21 protein-coding genes are annotated in these 25,111 nt (G+C 64.1%); 7 read left to right on the top strand and 14 right to left on the bottom strand.

The features are described from left to right. Positions 1-25: 25 nt before the first annotated feature. The 5 genes from OKW29_RS17090 to OKW29_RS17110 form a co-directional block, all read right to left on the bottom strand. Positions 26-340 carry a high-potential iron-sulfur protein gene (locus tag OKW29_RS17090; RefSeq protein ID WP_187616160.1) on the bottom strand — a complete coding sequence of 105 codons (315 nt, stop codon included), beginning with the start codon at positions 338-340 and terminating at the stop codon, positions 26-28. A 36-nt stretch (positions 341-376) separates the two neighbouring features. Further along, complete coding sequence (locus tag OKW29_RS17095; RefSeq protein ID WP_429291868.1) at positions 377-1,066, bottom strand: nitroreductase; 690 nt, start codon at positions 1,064-1,066, stop codon at positions 377-379. A 110-nt stretch (positions 1,067-1,176) separates the two neighbouring features. After that, on the bottom strand, positions 1,177-1,899 hold the full coding sequence (locus tag OKW29_RS17100; protein ID WP_429291869.1) for a PepSY-associated TM helix domain-containing protein: 723 nt from the start codon (positions 1,897-1,899) through the stop codon (positions 1,177-1,179). After that, complete coding sequence (locus OKW29_RS17105; protein WP_184030542.1) at positions 1,896-2,579, bottom strand: Fe2+-dependent dioxygenase; 684 nt, start codon at positions 2,577-2,579, stop codon at positions 1,896-1,898. Before OKW29_RS17105 ends, OKW29_RS17100 begins: the two co-directional genes overlap by 4 nt. An 80-nt stretch (positions 2,580-2,659) precedes the next feature. Next, on the bottom strand, positions 2,660-4,840 hold the full coding sequence (locus tag OKW29_RS17110) for a TonB-dependent receptor (protein ID WP_429291870.1): 2,181 nt from the start codon (positions 4,838-4,840) through the stop codon (positions 2,660-2,662). A gap of 280 nt (positions 4,841-5,120) precedes the next feature. Here OKW29_RS17110 and OKW29_RS17115 point away from each other — a divergent pair, with 280 nt between their 5' ends. Further along, complete coding sequence (locus OKW29_RS17115; protein ID WP_429291871.1) at positions 5,121-6,116, top strand: aldo/keto reductase; 996 nt, start codon at positions 5,121-5,123, stop codon at positions 6,114-6,116. A 47-nt stretch (positions 6,117-6,163) separates the two neighbouring features. Here OKW29_RS17115 and OKW29_RS17120 read toward each other — a convergent pair whose 3' ends face one another. Further along, entirely contained in the window at positions 6,164-6,730 is a 567-nt protein-coding gene (locus OKW29_RS17120) for a YbhB/YbcL family Raf kinase inhibitor-like protein (protein WP_184070457.1), read from the bottom strand. Between the two features lie 78 nt (positions 6,731-6,808). Between OKW29_RS17120 and OKW29_RS17125 the strand changes: the two genes are divergently transcribed. After that, entirely contained in the window at positions 6,809-7,378 is a 570-nt protein-coding gene (locus OKW29_RS17125) for a hypothetical protein (RefSeq protein WP_429291872.1), read from the top strand. A 340-nt stretch (positions 7,379-7,718) separates the two neighbouring features. Next, the gene (locus tag OKW29_RS17130; protein WP_429292522.1) at positions 7,719-8,129 is read left to right on the top strand and encodes a type VI secretion system amidase immunity protein Tai4; all 411 of its coding nucleotides are present in this window, start codon (positions 7,719-7,721) and stop codon (positions 8,127-8,129) included. Positions 8,130-8,266: 137 nt separating this feature from the next. Here the strand turns inward: OKW29_RS17130 and OKW29_RS17135 are convergent, their stop codons facing one another. The 4 genes from OKW29_RS17135 to OKW29_RS17150 all read right to left on the bottom strand — a co-directional run bounded on the left by OKW29_RS17135 (position 8,267) and on the right by OKW29_RS17150 (position 15,717). Further along, the gene (locus OKW29_RS17135) at positions 8,267-9,091 is read right to left on the bottom strand and encodes an ROK family protein (RefSeq protein ID WP_184057872.1); all 825 of its coding nucleotides are present in this window, start codon (positions 9,089-9,091) and stop codon (positions 8,267-8,269) included. Positions 9,092-9,154: 63 nt separating this feature from the next. Next, positions 9,155-10,774: a glucose-6-phosphate dehydrogenase gene (gene zwf, locus OKW29_RS17140; RefSeq protein ID WP_429291873.1), complete on the bottom strand. Its 1,620-nt coding sequence runs from the start codon at positions 10,772-10,774 to the stop codon at positions 9,155-9,157. Between the two features lie 110 nt (positions 10,775-10,884). Then, entirely contained in the window at positions 10,885-13,695 is a 2,811-nt protein-coding gene (locus OKW29_RS17145; RefSeq protein WP_429291874.1) for an MGH1-like glycoside hydrolase domain-containing protein, read from the bottom strand. 51 nt (positions 13,696-13,746) lie between these two features. Then, positions 13,747-15,717 carry an amylo-alpha-1,6-glucosidase gene (locus tag OKW29_RS17150; protein ID WP_429291875.1) on the bottom strand — a complete coding sequence of 657 codons (1,971 nt, stop codon included), beginning with the start codon at positions 15,715-15,717 and terminating at the stop codon, positions 13,747-13,749. 200 nt (positions 15,718-15,917) lie between these two features. On the opposite strand from OKW29_RS17150, the gene OKW29_RS17155 reads away from it, so the two are divergent. After that, entirely contained in the window at positions 15,918-16,268 is a 351-nt protein-coding gene (locus OKW29_RS17155; RefSeq protein WP_429291876.1) for a hypothetical protein, read from the top strand. A 99-nt stretch (positions 16,269-16,367) separates the two neighbouring features. After that, the gene (locus OKW29_RS17160; protein ID WP_429291877.1) at positions 16,368-18,524 is read left to right on the top strand and encodes a phosphocholine-specific phospholipase C; all 2,157 of its coding nucleotides are present in this window, start codon (positions 16,368-16,370) and stop codon (positions 18,522-18,524) included. Between the two features lie 109 nt (positions 18,525-18,633). Here OKW29_RS17160 and OKW29_RS17165 read toward each other — a convergent pair whose 3' ends face one another. The 3 genes from OKW29_RS17165 to OKW29_RS17175 all read right to left on the bottom strand — a co-directional run bounded on the left by OKW29_RS17165 (position 18,634) and on the right by OKW29_RS17175 (position 21,729). After that, positions 18,634-19,551, bottom strand: a complete 918-nt coding sequence (locus OKW29_RS17165) for a dihydrodipicolinate synthase family protein (protein ID WP_429291878.1) — start codon at positions 19,549-19,551, stop codon at positions 18,634-18,636. A 257-nt stretch (positions 19,552-19,808) separates the two neighbouring features. Beyond that, positions 19,809-20,924, bottom strand: a complete 1,116-nt coding sequence (locus OKW29_RS17170; protein ID WP_429291879.1) for a succinylglutamate desuccinylase/aspartoacylase family protein — start codon at positions 20,922-20,924, stop codon at positions 19,809-19,811. Between the two features lie 37 nt (positions 20,925-20,961). Further along, positions 20,962-21,729, bottom strand: coding sequence for a transporter substrate-binding domain-containing protein (locus tag OKW29_RS17175; protein ID WP_429291880.1), 768 nt, complete (start codon positions 21,727-21,729; stop codon positions 20,962-20,964). Positions 21,730-21,843: 114 nt separating this feature from the next. Between OKW29_RS17175 and OKW29_RS17180 the strand changes: the two genes are divergently transcribed. Beyond that, positions 21,844-22,764 (top strand): LysR substrate-binding domain-containing protein, encoded by a 921-nt coding sequence (locus OKW29_RS17180; protein WP_429291881.1) that lies wholly within the window; start codon positions 21,844-21,846, stop codon positions 22,762-22,764. A gap of 29 nt (positions 22,765-22,793) precedes the next feature. Here the strand turns inward: OKW29_RS17180 and lysA are convergent, their stop codons facing one another. Continuing rightward, a complete protein-coding gene (gene lysA / locus OKW29_RS17185) occupies positions 22,794-24,062 on the bottom strand; it encodes a diaminopimelate decarboxylase (RefSeq protein WP_429291882.1) in 1,269 nt (422 codons plus the stop codon). 108 nt (positions 24,063-24,170) lie between these two features. On the opposite strand from lysA, the gene OKW29_RS17190 reads away from it, so the two are divergent. Continuing rightward, positions 24,171-25,109, top strand: coding sequence for a LysR family transcriptional regulator (locus OKW29_RS17190; protein ID WP_429291883.1), 939 nt, complete (start codon positions 24,171-24,173; stop codon positions 25,107-25,109). Positions 25,110-25,111: the final 2 nt, after the last annotated feature.

The raw sequence follows: 25,111 nt of genomic DNA on the forward strand, positions 1-25,111 counted from the left end.
CGCGGCGAACGCTACGGCGGCGCGCTCACATATTCGTATACGCGCTGCACCAGCCGCGCGACGCGACCTGTTTAGTGCCGAACAGCGTGCAGCCGCCGTATGCGTCCGATGCCTTGCCCTGGAACAGCGAGCAGTTCGCGCACGATTGCCCGGCCGCGAAGTTCGGAAATCTGGCCTTGTCGACCTTCGACGCATCTTCGGTATAGCCGACCGCCTGCGCCTGCGGATCGCTCTCGCTGAGCGCATTGGGAACGGTCGCGGCGAACGCGAGCCGAGACAGCGCGAGCGACGAGCCGACGCCCGCGCTGACCAACAGGAAATGGCGCCGCGATGTTTTCATTTTCGTTTGCCTCTGGCTGGGGACTGAGGGATGCGTTCAATCGAGAAAGCGCACGAAGCGCTCGACCGGTTCGCGCTCGGGGCGCAGCGCATTGACCGGCGCGTTGGGGTCGCCGAAACCGAGCGACATGCCGCACACAAATTGCTCGTTTTCGGGCAGGCCGAGATGTCCGGCAATCAGTCGATGAAACTGCATGAACGCGGCCTGCGGACAGGTGTCGAGGCCGCGCCCGCGCGCGGCCGTCATGATCGCCTGCAGGAACATGCCGTAGTCGAGCCAGCTGCCGCGCTCGAGGCTGCGATCGATCGTGAACAGCAGGCCGACCGGTGCGTCGAAGAAACGGAAGTTGCGCGAGTGCTGTTCGTGCATGCGCGCCTTGTCGCCCTTCTCGATGCCGAGCAGGCTATACATGTCCCAGCCGATCTTGCGACGCCGGTCGATGAACGGCGACTGCCACTGGCGCGGATAGTACGCGTACTCCTCCTGGTACAGCTCGTCACGCTGCGGATCGTCGTAGGCCGCGAGCAGATCGCGCGACAGACGCGCGAGCGATTCGCCCGTCAGCACGTACACCTTCCACGGCTGCGTGTTGGTGCCCGACGGTGCGTGGCTGGCGGCTTCGAGAATCGCTTCGATGTCGGCGCGCTGCACCGGTGTCGGCAGAAAGGCGCGCACCGAGCGCCGCGTGGTCAGCGCGGTGTCGACGGGGTTCGCGGAAGAGGTCATCGGCGGATGGCGGCAGAGCCTGCGGAGTAGGTCTGCGACGATTCTAGCGCGGAGCGCTCAAAGCCTGCCCGCCAGCGCGCAGGCGTCGCCCGAAGCGTTGCGCTGCGCCCTTACATCGTCCCCAACACCACCGCCGCCGCAATCGATCCGACCACGAGCGCGAGCCCCACCGTCTTGCGCTTGTTCAACTCGGTCCACAACAGCACGCCCGTCAACGACAGCAGGATCAGGCTGCCCGCGAGCGTATCGATCAGCAGCACCCAACCGACGCTCAAGCCCACGCCCTTGTGCAGGTTCGTCAGCATCGCGAGAAAGGTGTTTGCGCTGCGCTTGATCGTCACGGTGTGGTTGCCAACCCAGTATTCGGCCGACGTGTTTTCCTTCGGCGACGCGAAACTCAGTTGCCAGTGCTCGGGCTGCACGACGCTGCGATCGCCCCACGCCACCGGATGCTCGGTTTCCTTCTGCACGCGCCCCGGATTGCCGGCGATCTTCAGCTCCTGCTTGAGCCACTTCGCGAGCTCGCGCGGCGTTTGCGGCGCCGGTTGCGGCAGCGGCACCTGCATCACCGAGACCTGCGGCTCGCCGGTCGAGACGCGCAGCGGGCCGCCGCGATGATTCAGAAGGAAGCCCGTCGTGCCGAACAGCAGACCGAGCGCGGCGCCCCACAGTCCAACCCACCCATGCACCTTGCGCAGCCACTTGATGAAGGTCGCGCGACGCGAGCGCTGCTGGCGCGATTTCAGTTCATGGTCATCGAGCCGACGCGGCTCCTGCGCGCCATGTTCGCCGGCCGCGGGCGGTTGAATGTCGAGGGTGTCCGAGACGCTCACGTTTCACTCCAGGTGCGCAGCAGATTGTGATAACAACCGACGAGGCTGCGTCGCGCAGCTTCGTCGGCATGGGTGGCATTGAGCCGTTGAATCGCGGTGTCCATGTCGAACAGCAGCGCGCGATGCGTGTCGCTGCGCACGAGGCTCTGCACCCAGAAGAAGCTCGCCACCCGCGCGCCGCGCGTGACTGGCGTCACCTGGTGCAGACTCGTCGCCGGATAGACGATCATGTCGCCGGCCGGCAGTTTCACCTGCTGCACGCCGTAGGTGTCCTCGATCACGAGTTCGCCGCCGTCGTATTCGTCGGGCGCGCTGAGAAACAACGTCACCGACACGTCGGTGCGCAGCTTCACGCCGTTCGGCAGCACGCGCACCGCGCCATCGACGTGGCTGCCGAACTGCATGCCGCCCTCGTAGCGGTTGAAGAGCGGCGGATAGACCTGGTTGGGCAGCACCGCGCTGATGAACAGCGGATTGCGTTCGATCGCCGCGAGAATCACATCGCCGAGTTCGCGCGCGAGCGTCGAGTGCTCGGCGATCTGCTGATTGCGCTTGACCGGCGCGCCCTGATAGCCCGCGGTCGCGCGGCCATCGACCCACGCGTCGCCGGCTCGATCGAGCCGCTCGCGCATGAAGCGCAACTGCCCGGCGTCCAGTACCTTCGGAATGTGCAGCAACATAGTGTGTCCTTCGCGTGGGCTTGCCGTTTGCAGAAGCGGCAAGCCGTGCGCATGCGCTCAGTGCGTATCAAAAGCGCGTATCAAAAGCGGTAGTTGAACGTCGCGAGCAGCGTGCGGCCGATGCCCGGCACCGAACGTCCGCCGTCCGACGGAATCAACGCGTCGTAGTAGTACTTGTTGGTGAGGTTCAGCAGGTTCAGGCGCACGTCGTACTTCTTCGCGTGATAGGCCGCGGTCGCGTCCCAACGCGTGTAGCCCGGCACCTTCACGTAGTTCGTATTCGACGCATAACGTGGCGACATGTAGATCGGACCGCCGCCGATTTCCCAGTGCGGGGTGATCGCGTACGTGGTCCAGAACGTCAGCGTGTTGCGCGGCGTGTTGGCCGGCGTGTGGCCCTGCGTGCCGTCGGCCGCTTTCAGGATCGTCGCGTCCATGTACGTGTAGCCGCCGAAAATCTGCCACTTGTCGGTGATGTGTCCCGTCACGCCCGCCTGGAAGCCGTCGACGCGAATGTTGCCGGCCAGCTGGTACTCGGTCGGTGACACCTGCGTGCGCGCGTTGTCCTTTTCCTCGCGGAACAACGCCGAGGTCACCGACATGTTGCCGCCGAACAGATCCCACTTGCCGCCGATTTCATACGACTTCGTCGATTCCGGCGCGAGGTTCTGAGTGAGGTTCGTGACCGTCAGGTTTTCGAGCGACGGGTTGAACGACGTGCCGTACGACACGTAGTACGACTGCCAGTCGGTCGGCTGATAGATGACGCCGGCGCGCACGCTCGTGAAGTAGTTGGTCTGGCTCGCATAAGCCGGCGCGCTGATCGTATTGTGGATTCCCGCCGAGAAACGATCCCAGCGCACACCGCCGATCAGCTTCCAGTGCGGCGTCAGCGTAATCGTGTCGTTCAGGTAAGCGGCAATTTCGTTTGCGCTCGAATCGGCGTAGTTGCCGACCGTCGTCGTCACGTTCGACGGCGTGCCCATGATCGGCGGATTGAGCATCGGCACGATCGGCAGGTTGTTGCGCGTGTACGCCTGGTTCGTGTAGCTGTCGTGGCCCACTTCGACACCGGCGATCAGGTCGTGCCTGATCGGTCCGGTGTCGAATTTGTATTCGAGCATCGTGTCGTTGTAGATCGCATGATTCTGGATCACGCGGTCATGACTCTGCAGCTTGATGAACAGTTGCGACGGCGACAGCGTCGTGAAGTTGCCGTTGGTCAACGCTGTGCTGGACGACAGCGGTCCGGTCAGCACCGCTTGCGGCGCGGTTTCGCGCGCGTCGGTCGTGGAGTGCGAGATCTGCGTCTGGTTCGTCAGCGTCAGGTCCTCGGAGAACTTGTGCTTGATCGCCGCAGTAAAGATCTGCACGTCCTGGATCGTGCGGTCGCTGGTCAAACCGTAGAACGTGTTCTTCGGTACCGGCGACGGGCGGCCGTTCAGCGCCTGGATGCCGTAGTCGGGCATGTCGTGGTTGCGTTGGATCAGCGCCGACAGCGTGATCTCGGTCGGCGTGCCGATGCCGAAGCGCAGTTCCGGCGCGACGCCGAAGTCCTTGTTCTTCATCACGTCGCGCGTCGAACCGAGGCTCTGGCCGAATGCATTGAGGCGGATCGCCGAGGTGTCGGTGAGCTTGTGGTTCACGTCGACGGTGGAGCGGTAGCGGTCGTCGGTGCCGATCATGCCGGAGACTTCCGCCGAGTCCGTCAGGTTCGCCTTCTTGCTGACCTGGTTGATCACGCCGCCGGTCGAGCCGCGGCCGAACAGCATCGACGACGGACCGTACAGCACCTCGAGCGATTCAAGATTGAACGTGTCGCGGTAGTACTGATTGCGGTCCCGAAAGCCGTCCAGATAGATGTCGTTCTGCGCGGTGAAGCCGCGCAGATTGATGTTGTTGCCGATCTGGCCGCCTTCGGCCGCGCCGATCGTCACGCCGGGCGCGTTGCGCAGCGCGTCCGCAAACGACGTCGCGCCCTGTGAGGCGAGCAGGTCGCGATTGATCACGGTGACGGTCTGCGGAATGTCACGCAGCGCGGTCGGCGTCTTCGCGCCGACGGTCGCACGGTCGGCCTGGAAGTCCTGCTGAACGGCCTGAGCCTGCACGCCGATGGTCGGCAGCGTCTGCGCGGCGGCGGGTGTGTCGTTCCGGGCGTTGGTTTGTGCGTTCTGCGGCGCGCTTTGCGCGAGCGCCGGGGTCGCCAAAGGAATGGCCAAAGCGAGCGCTAGCGCTGTCGCGAGCGGCGTGTGATTGAGCATGGAAATCCCGTCAGAAATGCGTTTGTCAAATTCGCATCACTGACGTCGAATTCATGACAAAGCCGCAAATGGCTGGCTGCCGCTCTCCGTTGTGAGAGATGGAGATGACGGGATGGCTGGCTATGTTTAAATGAGAATCGCTATCATTTCATATCTGCTGGAAGTCAGCAATCCCGGCGTGCGTCAGGCACATCGAATCGCGACTCGGTTTATCCTTTTTACAACAATGATGTAGTTTCATCGCTTCGGCAGCGCTTTCCTTCCCTCTGGAGTCGACTTTATGCAATATCGCCAATTCGGCCGCACCGGCCTGACCGTTTCTCGCCTGTGTCTCGGCACCATGACCTTCGGGCTGCAAACCGAAGAAGCCGCATCGCACCGCATCCTCGACACGGCCGCGGACGCCGGTGTCAATTTCATCGATACCGCGAACGTCTATCCGCTCGGCGGCGACGAAAATCTGGCCGGACGCACCGAGGAAATCGTCGGACGCTGGCTGAAGGGCAAACGCGAGCGCTTCATCGTCGCGACCAAGGCGGTCGGCAAGATGGGGCCCGCCGCGTGGGACCAGGGCGCGTCGCGCAAGCACCTGCTCGATGCGATCGACGCGTCATTGCAGCGCCTCGGCACCGACTACGTCGACCTGTACCAGCTCCATTCCGACGACGCGAAGACCCCGCTCGACGAGACGCTCGAAGCGCTCGATGCGATCGTGCGCTCGGGCAAGGCGCGCTATATCGGCGTATCGAACTTTCTCGCCTACCGGCTCGCGCGCGCACTGGGGCGCGCGGACGTGCTCCGCGTCGCGCGCTTCGTGTCGGTCCAGCCGCGCTACAACCTGCTGTTTCGCCAGATCGAGCGCGAGCTGCTGCCGCTGGCCGCCGAGGAGCAGCTGGCCGTGATGCCGTATAACCCGCTCGCGGGCGGACTGCTGAGTGGCAAGCACCGGCTCGACGCGACGCCCGCCGAAGGGCGCTTCACAGAAAGCGTCGGCAAGGCTGGCGCGATGTATCAGGAGCGCTACTGGCATGAGCGCGAGTTCGACACGATCGAAAGGCCGAAGGCGATCGTCGCGCCGACCGGCGAATCGCTGACGAAGGTGTCGCTTGCGTGGGTGCTCGCGAATCCGCTGATTACGTCGGCGATCATTGGTGCGAGCCGCGCGGAGCAGTTGAGCGATACGCTCGCGGCGGCCGGGTTCACGCTCGACGCCGCGATCAAAACCCAGCTCGATGAAGCGAGCGTGCAGTATCGCTGGGGGGACGCGGCGCGCTAGGCGCCCGCCGGCAGATCAGGCGCGGCCCGGCGTTCGGCCGCGCGTCTTCATCGTCCATAGCGCAGCACGGTGCTCGTCGCGGCGAGCACGTGATCCTTGATCGCGGCGTGGAACGCGTCGCGCGTCAAGCCGGCCGGCAATGCGTCGGGCGGCAGATCGAGCGCATAGACCTGCGCCACGTAGTGATGCGGTACCTCGCCGACGGGCGGACACGGGCCGTAATAGCCGGGGCCGCCGGTGCGATTCGTGCCGGCGACGCTGCCCGCCGGCGCGGCTTCGCCTTCGGCGAGTCCGGTCGTGGTAGGCGCGATGCCATAGACGATCCAGTGCACGATGCCGAGGCCTTTCGCGCCGTCGGGGTCGAAGATAGTCACCGCGAAACTTTTCGTGCCGGCCGGCGCGTTATGCCATTGCAGCGCCGGCGACACGTTGCCGCCGCCGCAATTGTTCGCGCTCGCCGCGTGGCTTGCGTTGAGCGTGCCGCCATCGGCCAGTCCCGGCGACGACACCGCGAAGGCCTGTGCCGCATACGCATGCGCGCTCGCGTAAGCGAGCAGCGCGCACGCGCCGACGGAGAGCAGGCGCCGCGCGAGGTTCAGGTGGATGCGAGTCATTGGGAGTCTCGGGGGTTGGACGTGCCGTTGAGAGCTTTGCAGTTCAGAGAGCAACTATAACGAGAATGTTGTTTTGAGATGGAAGAGGCGGCATATTGCGCATGGGGCTACGCGAATCAAACAATATGGCCAGAGGATTCTGGCAACAACACCACTAGTATTGAAACGATGCGTCTTTCGTCCTGGCTTATTGCCACATTAATGTTCGGCGCAGTATCCGGTTTGGCCCTTGCGGAATCGGTCCTCAGGTTTGAGGATTGTCACGCCACTGTCGAGTCCAGGCACGCTGCGATGCCACGCATGATATTCACGGACGCGACGGCACGTCATTACCGCAGCATTCTTCGTGAAGCCGCAAAGGAGCCGATTAACTTCGCGGGCCACTACGTTCTCGCTACGTGGGGATGCGGTGCTGGATGCGTGATGGCGGCGGCAATCGATACGAACTCGGGCCGCGTCACTTCGCTGCCGTTCACGGTTTCCGATTGGCCGCTGGACATCACGGAGCCGCTTGCCTATCACGCAGACAGTTGCTTACTGATCGCTCATGGAAGCCGCAATGAAAGCGCCGAGCACGGAACCTACTACTACGCGTTCGACGGCAAAACATTTACCTTGCGCGCGAGTACGACAAACGTCGGGCGTTAGACAAACCGCGGAAGCAGTGAACGAGACCGTCACCCCGTGCACTGCCTCCGAGTTTGCGGCAGCCACAGATATGCGACGACAATAGATTTCGGCACAAGACTCGGTTCACTCGCTTGCGTGTGAACCACTTGAACGTTGACGGATGGGCATCTACGGCGAGAGGTGTATCAAACTTTACTTGATCAGAATGGACAACTGGATTGCGCGAATACTACTGTTACGACCACTACTATTTCAACGAACCTGAGGCGAAGTATCGCACTGACCGCGCGAACTTCTGGAGTTTGCCGTGAAGAAGGTCGGGGTTGGCATCCTAACTGGTTTTGCACTCATCTTCGGCATGTCTGTTTGCTATGCAAAAGGCGATCAACGTGCGACTCCACAAGCTGGAGCACGTACTTATGCACAGAATTACAAAGACATGGTTCTGGCTACTTGTATAGCGAACGCCTACAGGAACGACAAAGATGCTGCTATTGATGCGGGAAGCAGCGTCAGTGCATTGCGAGACTGGACTTACTTTGACTTGGAGAAGGCTCCAGACGCGATCAAAACCTTGGTGGACAATTATTTGGCGCGAAATTATCAAAACCCGCTGGTTGAATCGGAAACTGAAGGTGTCCGTTTCGATTTCCTGAAGTGTCTGGACCTGTATCACAGTAAGGAATTGGACGCACAGGTCAAGCGTTTGGTCATTAACCCCAGGCGCACTTACAGGCAAGATAATCCGTTGCCAGCAAAGCCGAAGTAGTTATGAGCACGTCCAGCGTCGAAGCGCTGACCAGTGCTCGGACACGGATCGCCTTGGCAATCGTTGATGGGTTGATATGAACCCTTGGACGTGGAGCCGCGGCGCTGGATACGTGATGGCAGCGGCAATCCACCGTCTCACTTCGGCTTGAACCGCCCCGTCTTCTGCGTCGCCTCCGGATACTGTCGCGTCTCGCGCACCGAAAGCGGATGCCACAATTTCGCGCCGCCCTCGATCCCCGCGTCGTTCGATACGGTCGCCACGTTCGCCGGCAGCGAAAACTTGATGCGCGCCGCGTTGCCGCCGCCGATCCACAGCTTGTCGTAATTGACCAGTGACTCGAGAATGCCGATCACCTTCTCGACACGCCGGCTCCAACGCTTGTTGCCGATCTGCTCGCGCGCGGCCTCGCCGATGTATTCGTCGTACGCCACGCCCTTCTTGCTGACCGGATGATGCGCGAGCTCCAGATGCGGCATCAGTTCGCCATCGCGAAACATCGCGGTGCCGGCGCCCGTGCCGAGCGTCAGCACGAACTCGAGGCCGTGGCCTTCGATCGCCGCGAAACCTTGCATTTCGGCGTCGTTGATCATCCGCACCGGCAGTCCGCCCAGGCGCTGCGCGAGCGAATCCGCGAGCGCAATGTCGTGCCATCCTTCGATGCCGAAGTGCGGCGCGGTCAGAATGCGGTTGTTGCGCACGACACCCGGAAACCCGATCGAGATACGGACGGGCCGCACCTGCTCGATGAGCGGAGCCACGAGTTGCGCGAGCGCGTCCACCAGTTGATCCGGCGTGCACGGATGCGGCGTCGCAACGCGCACGCGCTCGGTTTTCATCTGCCCGTCGGCGTCGATGATCGCGGCCTTCAGGCCGGTGCCGCCGACGTCGATCGCGAGGATGTGCTCGCTGCCGCTTGTTGGCGCATTCCGTTTCACTGCGTTCTTGTTGCGTGTTGCCACGATGTCTCCCGATTGTATTGAGGCGGTTGTGATGCGGGTCTGCGGGTTGGTTCAAAGGTGCCGCTACGACTTGCCACCGGGCGCTTTCTGCTGCAACGGGCGCCACGCGTGGCCGTCGCGCGCGAGCAGCGCGTCGGCTTCGGCCGGCCCGTCGCTGCCGGCCGCATAGCCGCGCACGGCAACCGCGCCGCCACTCCTCGGATGCAGCACGTCGTCGACCGCGCACCAGCTCGTCTCGATGCTGTCGGCGCGCTGAAACAACGTCGCGTCGCCAAACATGCAGTCGTACAGCAGCGTCTCGTAGCCGACGTTCGCGCTTTCCGCAAAGAAGTCGCCATAGTTGAACGACGACTGTACCGGACCGACCTGCATCACCGGCCCCGGCACCTTCACGTTGAAATCGAAGCTCGAGCCGTGCTCGGGATCGATGCGAATGGTCAACACGTTCGGCGTCAATGCGTTGACCGGCGTATCGCGGAACAGGCGGAACGGCACCGGCTTCAGCTGCACCGAAACCTCGGTGCGGCGCACCGCGAGCCGCTTGCCGGTACGCAGATAGAACGGCACGCCGGCCCAGCGCCAGTTCTCGACGAACACGCGCGCCGCCGCGTAGGTTTCCGTCGTGCTGCCGGGCGCGACGTCGGGCTCCTCGCGATAGCCCACGCCGGCTGGCCCTTTTTCGTACTGGCCGAAGACGACGTCGGCGGACGTCAGCGGCTGGATTGCGTCGAACAGTTCGGCCTTCCTGTTTCGCACGGCTTCGGCGTCGAACGAATTCGGCGGCTCCATCGCGACGATGCCGAGCAGCTGGAACAGGTGGTTCGGCACCATGTCGCGAAACGCGCCGGTCTGCTCGTAGAACCTGCCGCGCCCCTCGACGCCGATCGTTTCCGCCGCCGTGATCTGCACGCAATCGATGTACTCGCGCCGCCAGATCGGCTCGAACATCGCATTCGCGAAGCGCACTGCGAGCATGCTCTGCACGGTGTCCTTGCCGAGAAAATGATCGATGCGGTACACCTGCGACTCCCGCGCATACGACAGGATGTGCGCGTTCAGATCGCGCGCCGATGCGAGATCGGTGCCGAACGGCTTCTCGATCACGAGACGCCGAAAGCCGCCGTTCGCGCCGTCGCCTTCCTTCAGCAGGCCGGCTTTGCCGAGCCGGTCGGTGATCGGTTTGAAAAAACGCGCGCCGACCGCGAGGTAGAAGATCGCGTTACCGCCTTTCGACTGATCGAGCTTCTGCTTCAGCTTCGCGAACGTATCGTCGGATTCGAACTCGCCCGCCATGTATTCGAGGCGCTGCGCGACCCAGTTCCACGCGTTGTCGTCGAGCTTGCCGGCGTGAAAGGTGCTGGCCTTGTCGGCGGCGAACTTCTGCAGCGAGGTATGCAGTTCGTCGCACCATTCGCGCGTTTCGCGCTCGCCGTGATTGACGCCGATGATCTTCATGCTGTCGTCGAGCAGGCCATCGACCGCGAGGTTGTAGAGCGCCGGCATCAACAGACGTTTGGTCAGATCGCCGCCCGCGCCGAAGATCACGAGCGTGCACGGCGGCGCGGGCTTCTTGCCGGCCGGCGACGACAGGGCGTCGTACCGGTCCGCGCTGAGCTTGCAGCTCAGCGCGGGCGTTGCGTTGGGTTGATCGGGAGAAGCGGAAGGGTTCGGTGTGGTCGACATGGGATTCACTTGGACCTCGGTAAGCCGGTAGAACGAACGCGGCGATACATGAAAGACCACGGGCGCTGCCGCACAGTTCAATCGCGTTCGCGCGTGAGCGCGCGGCGTGCTTACTTCGTTGTCGTGGCCGCGAGCGACGGTACCGGTTCTTTCGCCACCGCCGGCGTTACCGCGGATGCAGAAGCCGCCGGCACCGGAATCGGCGCGGGCGCCGGCGCCGGTTCCCCCGCCAGCGGCACGTTGCCCGATGCCGCCATCGCGCGCGGCTGCAACAGCAACGCGACGAGCCCGGTCCAGCCGGTCTGATGCGAAGCCCCGACGCCACGACCGTTATCGCCATGAAAATACTCATGGAACAGGATCAGATCCTGCGAACGCGGGTCCGCCTGCAGCAGCGGATACGCACCCATCACCGGCCGCTCGCCGTTTTTGTCCTTCAGGAATAGCGTGGTCGCGCGGCGCGCGAGTTCGTCGGCGATTTCGCTCAACGAGAACTTCTGGCCCGACCCGGTCGGATACTCGACGCGGAAATCATCGCCGTAATAGCGATGAAACTCGTACAGCGATTCGATCAGCAGATAGTTGACCGGCATCCACACCGGCCCGCGCCAGTTCGAATTGCCGCCGAACACGCGGGTATCGGATTCGGCCGGCAGATACTTCACGCAGAAGCTGTTGCCGTTGTGCTGGTACACGAACGGATGATCGCGATGGCAACGCGACAACGCCCGCACGCCGTGATCGGAAAGAAATTCACTTTCGTCGAGCGCACGCCGTAACAACGCCTTCATCCGATGCCCGCGCAGCAGCGACAGCAAAAGCGCGTTGCCCTTGCCGGGCTCGTTCCAGCGCGACACCAGCTTCGCGAGATCGGGCCGATGCTCGAGAAACCACACGAGGCGCTCGCGCAAGCCCGGCAAGCCGCCGTGCAGACGCTCCTCGAGCACGTGCACGGCGAACAGCGGTATTAGTCCGACGATCGAGCGAACGCGCATCGGCAAGTTGCTGCCGTCGGGCAGGCGCAGCTTGTCGTAGAAGAATTCGTCCTCGCTGTCCCACAGGCCCGTGTCGCAGCCGTCGTCGCAACTGACCGCCTCCGCGATATACAGGAAGTGCTCAAAGAACTTCACACCAATATCGACGAACACATGGTTCGCGTAGGCGAGTTCGAGCGCGATACGCATCAGGTCGAGCGCATACGCGGCCATCCACGCGGTGCCGTCGGCCTGATCGATGTGGCCGCCGGTGGGCAGCGGCGACGAGCGGTCGAAGATGCCGACGTTGTCGAGCCCGAGAAAACCGCCCTGAAAAATATTGTGGCCGTCGGCGTCCTTGCGATTCACCCACCACGAGAAATTCAGCAGCAGCTTGTGAAACACGAGCTCCAGAAAATCGCGGTCCGCCTTGCCGGTCAGCGCGCGGTCAATCTCGTACACGCGCCACGCGGCCCATGCATGGACCGGCGGGTTCGCGTCGCTCAATGCCCATTCGTAAGCGGGCAACTGGCCGTTCGGGTGCTGATAGCGGTCCTTCACGAGCAGCAGCAACTGCTTCTTGGCGAACGCCGGATCGATCAGCGCGAACGCGGCCGCGTGAAACGCGAGGTCCCACGACGCGTACCACGGGTACTCCCACTTGTCCGGCATCGACACGATGTCCGCGTTGCACAGATGCCGCCAGTCGGTGTTGCGGCCGTGCTTGCGCGCGGCGGGCGGGCTCGGTTGCAGCGGATCGCCGTCGAGCCAGCGCTGCACGTCGTACTGGTAGTACTGCTTCGACCACAGCATGCCGGCGAGCGCCTGACGTTGCACGAGACGCGCATCGGGGTCGGTGATCTCGTGTTGCAATGCGCCATAGAATTCGTCGGCTTCGGCGCGGCGGCGCGCGATCAACACGTCGGCATCGAATGGCGCTTCATCGGTCGCCGATTGCGGGTGCCAGCGCAGATACACGACCGCGCGTCCGTGCGGCCCGAACTCGAGCGCCGCATGCGCGGCGGCCCGGGTGCCCGCGTCGTGACGGATCGCGTTCGCGTCGCCGTGCACGAGGTAGTCGTTGAAGCCGTCCTTGAACGGGCCCGCGCCGTCCATGCCGAACAGCCGCTTCACGTTGGTGTCGTTCTCGCAGAACAGCCACGCGAGTTGCGGCGCGTCCTTCGACCACGCGGTCACGACGATCGGTTCGTGCACATGGTGATGGCCAAGCAGACGCACCGAGCCGTCATGACCGGTACCGGCGACGAGCTTCGGCTTGTCCTTGTTCTCTTTCCACGACCACGAGTTGCGCGCCCAGATTTGCGGCAGCACATCGAGCGACGCCGCTTCGTCCGCGCGATTTTCGATCGTCACGCGCATCACGATGTCGTCGGGCGTGTGCTTCGCGTATTCGATCTGGACGTCGAAATAGCGCTGATCGTCGAACACGCCGGTATCGAGTACTTCGTACTCTGGCATATCGCCGCCGCGGCGCGCGTTTTCGTCGATCAGGTCCTGGTAGGGGTAGGCCGCATGCGGGTACTTGTACAGCATGCGCATGTAGGAATGCGTGGGCGTGCCGTCCAGATAGAAGTACAGCTCCTTGACGTCCTCGCCGTGATTGCCCTGCGAGTTCGTCAGGCCGAACAGGCGCTCCTTGATGATCGGGTCCTTGCGGTTCCACAGCGCGAGCGACACGCACCAGCTGAGCCGGTCGTCGCCGAAACCGGCGATGCCGTCTTCGCCCCAGCGGTAGGCGCGGCTGCGCGCATGGTCGTGCGGAAATGAGTCCCAGGCGGTGCCGTTCGCGCTGTAGTCCTCGCGCACCGTGCCCCACTGGCGCTCGCTCAGATACGGCCCCCAGCGCTGCCAGTGGCCGCATTCGGGCGAATGCAGTCGGGAACCTTCGATCGTGGCGAGCAGATTGGCAGCGCGCAGCGGTGGCATGAAAACGTCCTTGCAACAGGCCTGGCGGTGGGACCCACATCGTAGCGCGGTTTACGCGCCGTTGTCCTCGAACCGGGCAAGCAGACTTTCGACGCGCAGCAATTCGCCTAGCGACCAGGCCTGGAACGGCGTGCCGGCGGGCGCGTGCGGCGCGTCGCCGGCGGCGATCTCGGACAGGTGATCGAGGCCCGCGTGATCGAGATGCGCGTACAGCGGGGCGAGAAAACGCGCCCTCGCCCGCGCGAGATTATCGGCACTCGCGCCATTCACTCGCAGCCACGCTTCGACGAACGGGCCGATCAGCCACAACCACGCGGTGCCCTGATGATAGGCGCCGTCGCGTTCGCGCGGCGCGCCGCCGTAGCGGCCGCGATAGGCGGGAGCGGACGGCGCGAGCGTGCGCAGGCCGAGCGGCGTCAGCAATTGCGCTTCGACCTGACCCACCACCGCGCGCGCCGCCGCGCCTTCGAGCAGCGGAAACGGCAGGCCACCGACCGCGAAGATCTGATTCGGCCGGATCGAGCGGTCGACCGTGCCCGGCACATGATCGACGTCGACGTTATCGAACAGCGCCTGGGTGGCCGGATCGACGAAGCGCCGGCGAAACGCGAGCGTCGCGAGCTCGGCAGCTTGCCGCCACTGCGGGTTCCATGCTGACGCGATTCGCAGCGCGTTGATCCACAGCGCCTGCACTTCGACCGGCTTGCCGATGCGCGGTGTGACGACCCAGTCGCCGACTTTCGCGTCCATCCACGTCAGTTGCACGCCGGGGATGCCGGCGCGCAGCAGGCCGTCGTCCGCGCACACGCCGATGTTGAAGCGCGTGCCGTTCGTGTAGCCGGTCAGGATCGTTTCGGCGGCCTGCTGCAGATGCGCGCGCGTTTGCGCGCCCGCATGCGGCGTCGCCAGATAGTCGTGAACCGCGACGATGAACCATAGCGACGCGTCGACCGAGTTGTATTCGGGCGCGTCGCCGTAGTCGGGGAAGCGGTTCGGCAGCATGCCTTCGGACAGCGTGCCCGACCATTCGAGCAGGATCGCTTCGGCATCGTCGAGACGGTTCGACTCGATCAGCAGGCCGCGCATCGCGATGAACGTGTCGCGGCCCCAGTCGGTGAACCACGGAAAGCCCGCGAGGATCGTGCGGCCTTCGTTGCGCGTGACGACGTAGGCGTCGGCCGAACGTTGCAGGCGTGAGCCGAGTGCGGCGCGGCGTTGTTGTTCGGTGTGGGCGAGTTGGGCGGCGTGGGCGGTGGTTTGGGGTTTGTCGTTCGCGCATTCGGTGGCGGACGTGCTCGACGCGCTCAGAATCATCACCGCGTCGCCCTGCGCGAGATCGAAGCTGAACACGCCGGGCGTCGCGAGATCTTCGCTGCAATCGAGACCGCGTTCCTGCTCGCGCACGTAGCAGAAGTTGCGATACCAGTCGGGCGCATGCGTATAGGCGCCGTTCGTCGCCGCTCGCACGACCGGCAGTCCGCCATACGGTTGCCAGCTCGCGCAAGATTGATCGGCGCTGACTTGCGCGCCGAAGTTGAAGGCCGGATTCTCGTGATGCAGCGCATGATAGTCACGGCCCGACAGCAGCGGTCTGATCTTCAGCACGGGCGCATCGAGTTCGCCGCCTTCGAGCCGCCAGCGCAATACCGTTTCGCACGTCGCTTTGCTGACGAACACGTCGGCGATCATCGCCGCGTGCGCACCGAGTTGAATGCGCCACGTCGGCCACGGCGCGGTGTCGAAGCCGGCAAGGCGGCCGCGCAAATCCGGATAGATCACGTCAGGCCCATAGCGTTGCATGGTCAACGCGAAGCGCTCGCCGCCCGCCTCGACCCACGCCTCGATGCCGTTGACGAGCACCAGGCGCCCGCCCGGCGCGCGCGTCGCGGCTAGCAGCAGCGCATGGTAGCGGCGCGTGCGCAACATGCCCAGCGTGCCCGAAGCAAAGCCGCCGAAGCCGTCGGCTTCGAGCCATTCGTCTTCGAGTTGCGAGATGTCGATGGGTGAATCGATGCGAGTCATTGAATCGTGCCCATGCGCGAACGATAAAGCAGCAAACATAGCGCAGATGGCAGCGCCATGAACATTGACCTTCCCGATACTTTCCATTTTCTTTCGATCAACCGACGATTTATCGAAAGTTATGCCGGGCGCAAACGTTTCACAATTATTTCTTGAAAGGAATGGAGACTGCACCCGCTTTCATCGAACCGGATGCAGACATGAGAAAAATCAGTTGCATCGCGAGCGCCGCATTGCTGGCGCTTGCCACGATAGCGTTGAACGGTTGCGGCGCGGACGACTCGTCTTCCACGAGCAACGCGACGACCACGAGCCTTGCGCCGAACGACGCGGCGCAACGCCCCGCAATGGCGGCAGTGGCAGTGGCGACTCCCAACGCCTCAGCGCCATTCGTGGACAACACGGCGAACAACACGGCGAGCAACGCGGCGGCAAGTGGCGCAGCCACCACCGACGCGATCACGCAAAACATGCAGGCCAGTCTCGCGGCCGACAGCCAAGAGGTCGCGCCGGTCATGCGCTACGCGCCCGGCGACAGCGCGAACAACTAGTTCGCAACTGATCAGCAAGAGCAACGCGTAACCGACCACGAAACACCCCAAGGCACGCTCACGCGCGCCATTCTTCCCCTACGCAGAAGGTGATATTCGATGACATCAACTAGCCGTCGCCGTTTCCTGCAAACCGTGGCTTCATCCGCGGGCGCCGCCGCCGCGATGACCGCATTGCCCGAGTCGATCCGCAACGCGCTCGCCGTGCCCGCGTTTTCGCGCACGGGCACGATTCGCGATGTCGAGCACATCGTCGTGTTCATGCAGGAGAACCGCTCGTTCGACCACTACTTCGGCCATCTGCGCGGCGTGCGCGGCTATAACGACCGCTTCCCGATTCCGCTGCCGAGCGGCCTGCCGGTGTGGAATCAGCCGTCGAAGGAAGACCCGACCAAGCCGGTGCTGCCGTTCCATCTGGACACCGCGACGACGAGCGCGCAATGCGTCGGCGATCTCGATCACTCGTGGTACAAGACCCAATATGCGATCGACGGCGGCCGCTACGACCAGTGGCCCGCCAACAAGACCGACATGACGATGGGCTACCACCTGCGTAGCGACATCCCGTTCCACTACGCGCTCGCCGACGCGTTCACGATCTGCGATGCGTACTTCTGCTCGTTGCCGGGACCGACGCACCCGAACCGCGCGTATCTGATGACCGGTATGGTCGACCCGACCGGCACGATGGGCGGCCCGCTGCTCGACAACAACGACTGGGTCGACGGCGACGGTCCGCCGAACTATCAGTTGCTGTCGTGGACCACGTACCCGGAGCGTCTGCAGGCCGCGGGCATTTCGTGGCAGATCTATCAGCAGGGCACGTCGGGCGCCGATCCGCTGAACGGCAACTACGGCACCAACATCCTGCAGAACTTCACGAACTTCATCAACGCGCAGCCGGGTTCGCCGCTCTACGAGCGCGCGCAAACCGTGCGCACGATCGACGACCTGAAAGCCGACGTGCTCGCGAACCAGCTGCCGCAGGTGTCGTGGCTGTGCCCGCCGGCCGCGTACTCGGAGCATCCGAGCTACACGCCCGCGTACGGCGCCGAATACACGTCGCAGATTCTCGACGCGCTGACGTCGAACCCCGAGGTGTGGAGCAAGACCGTGCTCTTCATCATGTACGACGAGAACGACGGCTTCTTCGATCACCTCGTGCCGCCGCAACCGCCGACGACCTCCACCCAGGGCAAGTCGACGGTGACGACCGACGGCGAGATCCACAATGTCGTCAATCCGCTGCGCGGCGGCAGCTACACCGCCGACGGCTATCCGTATGGCCTCGGCCCGCGCGTGCCGATGACGATCGTGTCGCCGTGGACCAAGGGTGGCTTCGTGTGCTCGCAGGTGTTCGATCACACGTCCGTGATCCGCTTCATCGAAACGCGCTTCGGCGTGCATGAGCCGAACATCACGGCATGGCGTCGCACGGTGTGCGGCGACCTGACCACCGCGTTCGACTTCCGCACGCCGGATGCGAAGATGCCGTCGCTGCCGGACACCAGCAACTACATCAGCATGGCCGACAACCAGTGCAAGACGCAACCGAAGCCGACCGTGCCGACGACGCCGACTCCGGTCGATGCGCAGGAAGCGGGCATCCGTTTCGCGCGCGCGTTGCCGTACGAACTGCATGTGAACGGCGCGGCGAACGCGGGCAACGACACGTTCGAAATCACGATCGGCAACACCGGCGACCAGGGCGCGCACTTCTACGTGTACGCGACGAATCGCACCGACGGTCCGTGGCGCTACACGGTCGAAGCGGGCAAGTCGCTCAGCGACACGTTCGACCTGAGCACGACGAACGGCGTGTATGCATTCGACGTGTTCGGCCCGAACGGCTTCGTGCGCAAGTTCGCGGGCAACACCCAGGCGAGCACGCAAAGCACGCAGAATGGCCATGGCAACGGTCATGGCAACAACCAGCCGGCGCGGCCTGAAGTGACCGCGCAATACGACGTCGCGAATGGCAACGTGTTCCTGAAGTTCACCAACAGCGGCGACGGCATCGCGCATCTGACGGTGATCGACAACGCGTACGGCGCGCGCCCGCGTACCGTGGTCGTGCCGGCCAATGCGCGTATCGAAGAAGACTGGGTGCTTGCGTCGAGCCATCACTGGTACGACCTGACGGTGACGAGCAGTGACGACGCGAGCTTCTCGCGCCGCTTTGCCGGTCACGTCGAGAACGGCCGGCCGAGTATCAGCGATCCGGCTGCGGTTGCGCCGGTGCTGAGCGCGAGTTGAGGCGACAACCGCCCCGCCCTGCTTACTCGCAGTAAGATTCGGCATCCTGTCCCGCCTACGTGGCGGACAGGGTGCCGATGTTTTTTAAGGCTCGTGCGAAACGCGGTGTTTAGAGACCGACGTCCGGCAGCGCCGGACGCGTGGCGAGCGCCTTGGCGACGATGTCTTTGACTTCAGCCAGCGTATCGCCTTGCAGCGCGAGGCGCGGCGGACGCGTGACAGCGCTGCCGCGGCCGAGCAGTTCCTCGCACAGCTTGATGCATTGCACGAGGTCGGGGCGCGCGTCGAGGTGCAACAGCGGCATGAACCAGCGGTACAGCGACAGCGCTTCATCGAAACGCTTCTGCGTGGCGAGGCGGAACAGCGTCTCGCCCTCCTTCGGGAACGCGTTCGACATGCCCGACACCCACCCTTGCGCACCGACCGCGATGCTTTCGACGACGACGTCGTCGAGGCCGGCGAACAGCACGAAGCGGTCGCCCACCGCGTTGCGCAGATCGATGAAGCGTCGCGTATCGCCCGACGAATCCTTGAAGCAGACGATGTTCTCGCAGTCCTGCAGTGCGATCAGCACGTCCGGCGTGACGTCGTTCTTGTAGATCGGCGGGTTGTTGTAGATCATCACCGGCAGATCGGTGCTGGTCGCGACCGAGCGGAAATGCGCGGCGGTTTCGTGCGGCTTCGCGGAATAGACGAGCGCCGGCATGACCATCACGCCGTCGACGCCGACACGCGCGGCTTCACGCACCGTCTGCCGCGCGAACTCGGTCGTGAACTCGGCGACACCCGCGACGACCGGCACCTTGCCGCCAGCCGCGTCGCGCGCGGCCTCGATCACCTGCAGTTTTTCCGACGTACTCAACGAGGTGTTTTCGCCAACCGTGCCGCAGACCACCAGACCCGACACCCCGTCCTTGACGAGATTGCTGACCACTCGGTGCGTCGCGTCGACGTCGAGCGAAAAATCCGGTTTGAACTGGGTGCTGACGGCGGGAAACACCCCGCTCCATTGGATAGCCTTGCTCACTTTGTCCGTCTCCTTCAAAAAGCCGGCCGCGCCGACACACGTTGAGTATGACGACGAGTATCGGCCTTTATCCGGAGGCGGGCTTGGGCTTTTTCGTGGCTGAAAGAGATTAAATCCGCATAACAGGCGAGGCGCCGGATCGCCGGCCGGGCGGCGCCGGCTACCTCGCAGCAAGGCGGCTGAGGCGCACGTCAGCACCGTCGCGTGAGGCGTCGAGGCTGCCCCTGGATGCCGAGTCCGGCATAGCCGTTACGCGATCAGGCGCCCAGCAACACGCCCGTTCGGATCGGCCGCGTGCCGGTCACGCGACCGAGCGGCGCACCGGCCGTCGCGAAACGGATCGCGCGCCGCATGTACAGCACCCCTTCGGTCTGGCTCGCGATCGTGGTCGTCTCGTCGGTCAGCGGATCGACGATATCGAACAGCGGCTGGCCGACGCGGATCTTGTCGCCGATCTTCGCGCGGTGCACGAGAATCCCGCTCACCGGCGCATAGAACTGCTCGCTGCCCGCGAGCGGCGTCGCCGGCGACAGCAGCGGCGGCAACGGCTTGGCCTCGCCCCGAATCGCGCCGCGCCACACCAGATAGTCGACGAGCGCGTCGGCATCCTGCTGCGCGACTTCATACGATACGTCGCGCTGGCCGCGGCATTCGACCGTCACCGCGATCGAGCCGGTCGGCACCGGCTTGCTCGCCGGCATCTGCTGCTGCAACGTCCACCACAGCAGGCTGTGGGTTTCGTCGAACGCGCCGCCGCCCGAATCGGTCGCGAGCAACGACGCCTCTGCACCGAGATAGCGCGACAGCGGCTCGAACTCGGCCCAAGCGGATTCGCTCGTGTACACATGCATCGCCGCTTCGAGCGAGCAATGCAGATCGATCACGACGTCCGCGTCGCACGACAACTTCAGGAGCGCCAGTTGCAGCGACTCGAATTCGGTCAGTGGCTTCTGTTGCGCGAGTTCGGCCGCGAGCAGCTCGCGCACGATGCGGCGGTTCTCGTTCGCGTCGGCGCCGAGCGCCTCTTTCGCATTCGCGACGAGCTTTGCGAACTGCACGAAATGCCGGTTGAAGTTCTTGCCACTGCCGAGATCGAAGCGGCCGATGAACTGCCCGAGCACGTATTGACTGAGCCCGAGCGGATTCGACACCGGCACGAGCACGATTTGAGCGCTCAGCGCGCCGGCTTCCTCGAGCTCCCGCAGACGCCGCTTCAGCAGCACCGTGGTCAGCATCGCGGGCGTTTCGTCGGCATGCAGCGACGCCTGGATGTAGATCTTCTGCCCGCTATTGGCCGGGCCGAAATGAAACGACACCAGTTCGCGGTGCGTGCCGATGGCTGGCGACACAAGCGGAATCGATTGCCTGTTCATGAATGGAAAGCCGTGAAGATAATGTTGGAAATCTGGATCAATTGCCGTACGGATCGAAGTCGAAGTACTTCTTCGCGATCTGCGCATAGGTGCCGTCTTTGCGCATCGACGCGATCGCCGCGTTGATCGATGCCTGCACCTCGGTTTCGTCCTTGCGCAAGCCGATGCCGACGCCGCGATCTCCCATCGAAAGCGGCTCGCCGACAAACGCGAAGCCCTTGCCCGCGGGCGTGCGCAGGAAGCCGTAATCGGCCTCGACGGTGCCGAGCAACGCGCCGTCGAGCCGGCCGTTCTGCAGATCGGCGAACACCTCGTCCTGGCTCTTGTAGGCGACCACGTTCGCGCCGAGCGGCGTCCAGTTCTTCAGCGCGTAGCCCTCGAACTGGGTGCCCGACTGCACGCCGATCTGCTTGCCGGCAAGTCCGCTCGCCGTAGGCGCGAGCGACGAGCCTTGCCGCGCGATCAGCCGCGACTTGAACTGGAACAGCTTCGACGAAAACAGAATCTGCTGCTCGCGCTTCTCGGTGATCGCCATCGACGACAGCACCGCGTCGATCTTGCGCGCCTGCAGCGCCGGAATCATGCCCGAAAACTCGAGTTCGACCCACTGACAATGCGCGTGGATGCGCCGGCAAATCTCGTTGCCGAGATCGACGTCGAAGCCCTTCAGGCTGCCATCGGGCGCCTTCGAGTCCATCGGCGGATAGGTCGGATCGATGCCGAGGCGCAACGTGTTGGCGTCAGCGGCGAACGCGCCGCTGCTGAAAGCCAGCGCGGCGCAGAGAGTCATCAGTGGAGTTTTCATGGAAGGCGACGATGAGCGGATCAGGACAGCGTGATCGTAAGCCGCTGTGGCGCCTCAAAGAAGTCCCGTTCGGACTATCATGATCACTTTTACCGATCACCAAACCCTGACGCCATGGCATTGACGATTTCCCAGCTGCGCGCGTTCACGGCAGTCGCCGAGCATGGCAGCATCCGCGCGGCGTCGCGCGCGCTCGGCATCGCGCAAAGCGGCATCACGCAGCAGTTGCAGAACCTCGAATCGATGCTCGGCGCGACGCTGTTCACGCGCACGAATCGCGGCATTGCGCTGACCGCGCTGGGCCAGCGGCTGCTGCAGCGGGCCGGCGCGATCCTCGGCGAATGCGAGCGTGCCGAGGAGGACGTGCGGCAACTGCGCGGCGACTACGTGGGCGAGGTCACGTTCGGCATGACGACAGAGCCGCTCGTCGACGCGTTCGCGCCCGTGCTGATGGAATTTCGTGCGCGCTTCGAGCGCGTCGCCGTGCATCTGCGCACGGGCACGTCGCGCATGATGATTTCGTGGATCCGCGAAGGCACGCTCGATTTCGCTGTCGCGCTCGTATCGAAGCAGACCGACACCGCCGATCTGTCGGTCACGCCGCTCTATCCGTCCGACCCGGTAATCGTGTGCCGGCGCGGTCATCCGAAGGCGCGCGCGAAGTCGCTCGCCGAACTCGTCGATTGCACGTGGGTGACGACGCGCTCGCCGAATCTGACCGAGGAGCCGCACGTCAACCGGTTGAGCCATCTGTTCGACAGCTACGGCTTGCCGCCGCCGAAGATCGTCGCGACCGTCGAGGGCTTGTACGAGACGCTGCACCTGGTAGCCGCGACCGATTGCCTGTCGCTCGAATCATCGGTCATCGCGAAGCGCGGGCCGTTCGCGGACGTGCTGACGACGATCCCCGTGCGCGAGCGCGCGTTGCAGCAGAACGTCTGTCTGCTGCAACGCGCCGCGATTCCGCTGACCCCAGCCGCGCAGGAGTTCGCGACGATGATGGCGTCGTACGCGCGCACGGTGCGGGCGCATTGAGCGTTGAGTGTTGAACTCCAACGCGCCGCTCAAGCCGCCGTTGCTTCGAGCGCTATCAATTCTTCGATGCGCTGCCTGCGCCGGATCAGCCGCGCGTTGCCGCGCTCGATCAGCACCTCGGGCGCGAGCGGCCGGCTGTTGTAGTTCGATGACATCGACGCGCCATACGCGCCTGTGTCATGGAACACGAGCAGGTCGCCCACTCGAGGCGCGGGCATCGACCGGCTCGTGACGACACCGCCTTGCGCCTGCGTGAACACATCGCCGGCTTCGCACAGTGGCCCCGCCACGCTGAACGAGCCGGCCGGCGCATCGCTCGGCGTGCCGTTGCGCCGAAGCACGCTGATCTCGTGATAACTGCCGTAGTACGACGGCCGCACCAGGTCGTTGAAGCCCGCATCGAGCAACGCGAATTGCCGCGACGGCCGCCGGTTCAGCGCGTGCACTTCGGCGACGAGTACACCTGCCTGCGCGACCAGAAAGCGCCCCGGTTCGATTTCGAGTCGCACGCGATGCCCGACGCGTGCTTCGATGCGGCGCCGCGCGTCGTCCCACAGCCGGAAATAATGCGCGGTATCGACACTCAGCTCGCCATCGCGATACGGCACCGACAAACCACCACCCGCGGAAATCGCCTCGATATCCTGATCGAGTTGCGACACCGCATCGACCATCGCATCGCACACTTTCGCGAGATGCGCGTAATCGACACCCGAGCCAATATGCATATGCAGCCCGACGAGCTTCAGCCGATAGCGCCGCACCAGTTCGAGCGCGCGTGGCAGGTCATCGCGCCAGATGCCGTGCTTGCTGTGCTCGCCGCCTGTGTTGGTCTTGCTGCTGTGGCCGTGACCGAAGCCGGGATTGATCCGCAGCCACACGCGATGGTCTTCGCTCGCGTGTCTCCCGAGCCGTTCGAGCATGTCGGGCGAGCCGGCGTTGACCGTGATTCGCTCGTCGAGCACGGTGGCCAGCGTCGCGTGGTCGAGCACGTCGGCGGTGAAGACGACGCCTTCGGGCCCACCGTTCGATGCGGGTTGAGCCGCATAGCCCGCGGCAAAACTGCGCGCGAGTTCACCCAAAGAGACCGCATCGACCATCACGCCTTCGTCGCGCATCAGCTTCAGGATGTGCACGTTCGAACAGGCCTTCTGCGCGTAGCGGATCGTGTCGAAACTGCGCAACTGCGCGATGCGCTGGCGGATCGTGTCGGCGTCATAGACCCATAGCGGCGTGCCGTGCTGGCGCGCGAGGTCGGCGAGTTGACGGGAGTCGAATGGCGTCGTGGTCGGTTGCATGTCGAAGCTTTGCGAAAGCGATAGCCGACATGATGATCCGCGGCGATCATTCAGTAAAATACCAATCTATTGCTCGCCTATTCACTTTTGATATAGCACGGACCCACCATGGCGCTCACGCACCGGCACATCGAAATCTTCCGCGCGCTGATGACGGCCGGCAGCGTGACCAAGGCAGCCGAGATGCTGTTCACGTCGCAGCCCACCGTGAGCCGCGAACTCGCGCGCATGGAACAGAGCATCGGCTTCGCGTTGTTCGAGCGAGTGCAGGGCCGGCTGCGTCCCACGCAATCCGCGCTGACGCTGTTCGACGAGATCAAGCGCGCGTATGTCGGGCTCGAACGCGTCGCGTCGACGGCGGCCGCGCTGCGGGAATTCAAGGGTGGCCAGCTGTCCGTGATCGCGCTGCCGGTGTTTTCGCATTCGATCCTGCCGGGCGCCGTCAAACGCTTTCACGATGTGCAGCCGGGCTTCAGCGTATCGATCGCGACGCAGGAGTCGCCGTTTCTCGAAGAATGGCTGAGCGCGCAGCGCTATGACCTCGGCCTCACTGAGCACGACGCGCCGCCGCCCGGCACGCGGCTCACGCCGCTCATCGCCGTCGATGAAGTGTGTGTGCTGCCCGACGCTCACCCGCTGCTCGCGAAACGCGTGATCGCATTGAAAGATTTCGCCGATCAGGCGTTCATCAGCCTGTCCGCGAACGATCCATACCGGCTGCAAATCGACGAAGCGTTCGCGCGAGCCGGCATCGCGCGCCGCCTGCTGATCGAAACGCCGACCGCGGTGTCCGTGTGCAGCTTCGTGCGGCAAGGGCTCGGCATTGCGATCGTCAATCCGCTGACCGCGCTCGATTTCGCGGGCCACAATCTGCATATCCGGCCGCTCGCGTCGTCGCTGCCGTTTCGCGTCAGCGTGATCCGTCCCGAGCACCGGCCCGCGCATCCGCTCGCGGACGCCTTCGTCGGCGCGCTGCAAAGCGAAGCCGCCGCGCTGCGGCTACAATTGAAGCGGCACACCAGCCCCAAGCGGTCATCGCATTCATAGCA

The sequence above is a fragment of the Paraburkholderia sp. CI3 genome, from assembly GCF_050436505.1.
GTDB classification, from domain to species: Bacteria; Pseudomonadota; Gammaproteobacteria; order Burkholderiales; family Burkholderiaceae; genus Paraburkholderia; species Paraburkholderia tuberum.

Bases quoted from the DNA above. Each gene is read 5' to 3' on its own strand.
- OKW29_RS17090 (WP_187616160.1), bottom strand. From the start codon at position 340: ATGAAAACATCGCGGCGCCATTTCCTGTTGGTCAGCGCGGGCGTCGGC.
- OKW29_RS17095 (WP_429291868.1), bottom strand. From the start codon at position 1,066: ATGACCTCTTCCGCGAACCCCGTCGACACCGCGCTGACCACGCGGCGC.
- OKW29_RS17105 (WP_184030542.1), bottom strand. From the start codon at position 2,579: ATGTTGCTGCACATTCCGAAGGTACTGGACGCCGGGCAGTTGCGCTTC.
- OKW29_RS17110 (WP_429291870.1), bottom strand. From the start codon at position 4,840: ATGCTCAATCACACGCCGCTCGCGACAGCGCTAGCGCTCGCTTTGGCC.
- OKW29_RS17115 (WP_429291871.1), top strand. From the start codon at position 5,121: ATGCAATATCGCCAATTCGGCCGCACCGGCCTGACCGTTTCTCGCCTG.
- OKW29_RS17120 (WP_184070457.1), bottom strand. From the start codon at position 6,730: ATGACTCGCATCCACCTGAACCTCGCGCGGCGCCTGCTCTCCGTCGGC.
- OKW29_RS17125 (WP_429291872.1), top strand. From the start codon at position 6,809: ATGGAAGAGGCGGCATATTGCGCATGGGGCTACGCGAATCAAACAATA.
- OKW29_RS17130 (WP_429292522.1), top strand. From the start codon at position 7,719: ATGTCTGTTTGCTATGCAAAAGGCGATCAACGTGCGACTCCACAAGCT.
- zwf (WP_429291873.1), bottom strand. From the start codon at position 10,774: ATGTCGACCACACCGAACCCTTCCGCTTCTCCCGATCAACCCAACGCA.
- OKW29_RS17145 (WP_429291874.1), bottom strand. From the start codon at position 13,695: ATGCCACCGCTGCGCGCTGCCAATCTGCTCGCCACGATCGAAGGTTCC.
- OKW29_RS17150 (WP_429291875.1), bottom strand. From the start codon at position 15,717: ATGACTCGCATCGATTCACCCATCGACATCTCGCAACTCGAAGACGAA.
- OKW29_RS17155 (WP_429291876.1), top strand. From the start codon at position 15,918: ATGAGAAAAATCAGTTGCATCGCGAGCGCCGCATTGCTGGCGCTTGCC.
- OKW29_RS17160 (WP_429291877.1), top strand. From the start codon at position 16,368: ATGACATCAACTAGCCGTCGCCGTTTCCTGCAAACCGTGGCTTCATCC.
- OKW29_RS17170 (WP_429291879.1), bottom strand. From the start codon at position 20,924: ATGAACAGGCAATCGATTCCGCTTGTGTCGCCAGCCATCGGCACGCAC.
- OKW29_RS17175 (WP_429291880.1), bottom strand. From the start codon at position 21,729: ATGAAAACTCCACTGATGACTCTCTGCGCCGCGCTGGCTTTCAGCAGC.
- OKW29_RS17180 (WP_429291881.1), top strand. From the start codon at position 21,844: ATGGCATTGACGATTTCCCAGCTGCGCGCGTTCACGGCAGTCGCCGAG.
- lysA (WP_429291882.1), bottom strand. From the start codon at position 24,062: ATGCAACCGACCACGACGCCATTCGACTCCCGTCAACTCGCCGACCTC.
- OKW29_RS17190 (WP_429291883.1), top strand. From the start codon at position 24,171: ATGGCGCTCACGCACCGGCACATCGAAATCTTCCGCGCGCTGATGACG.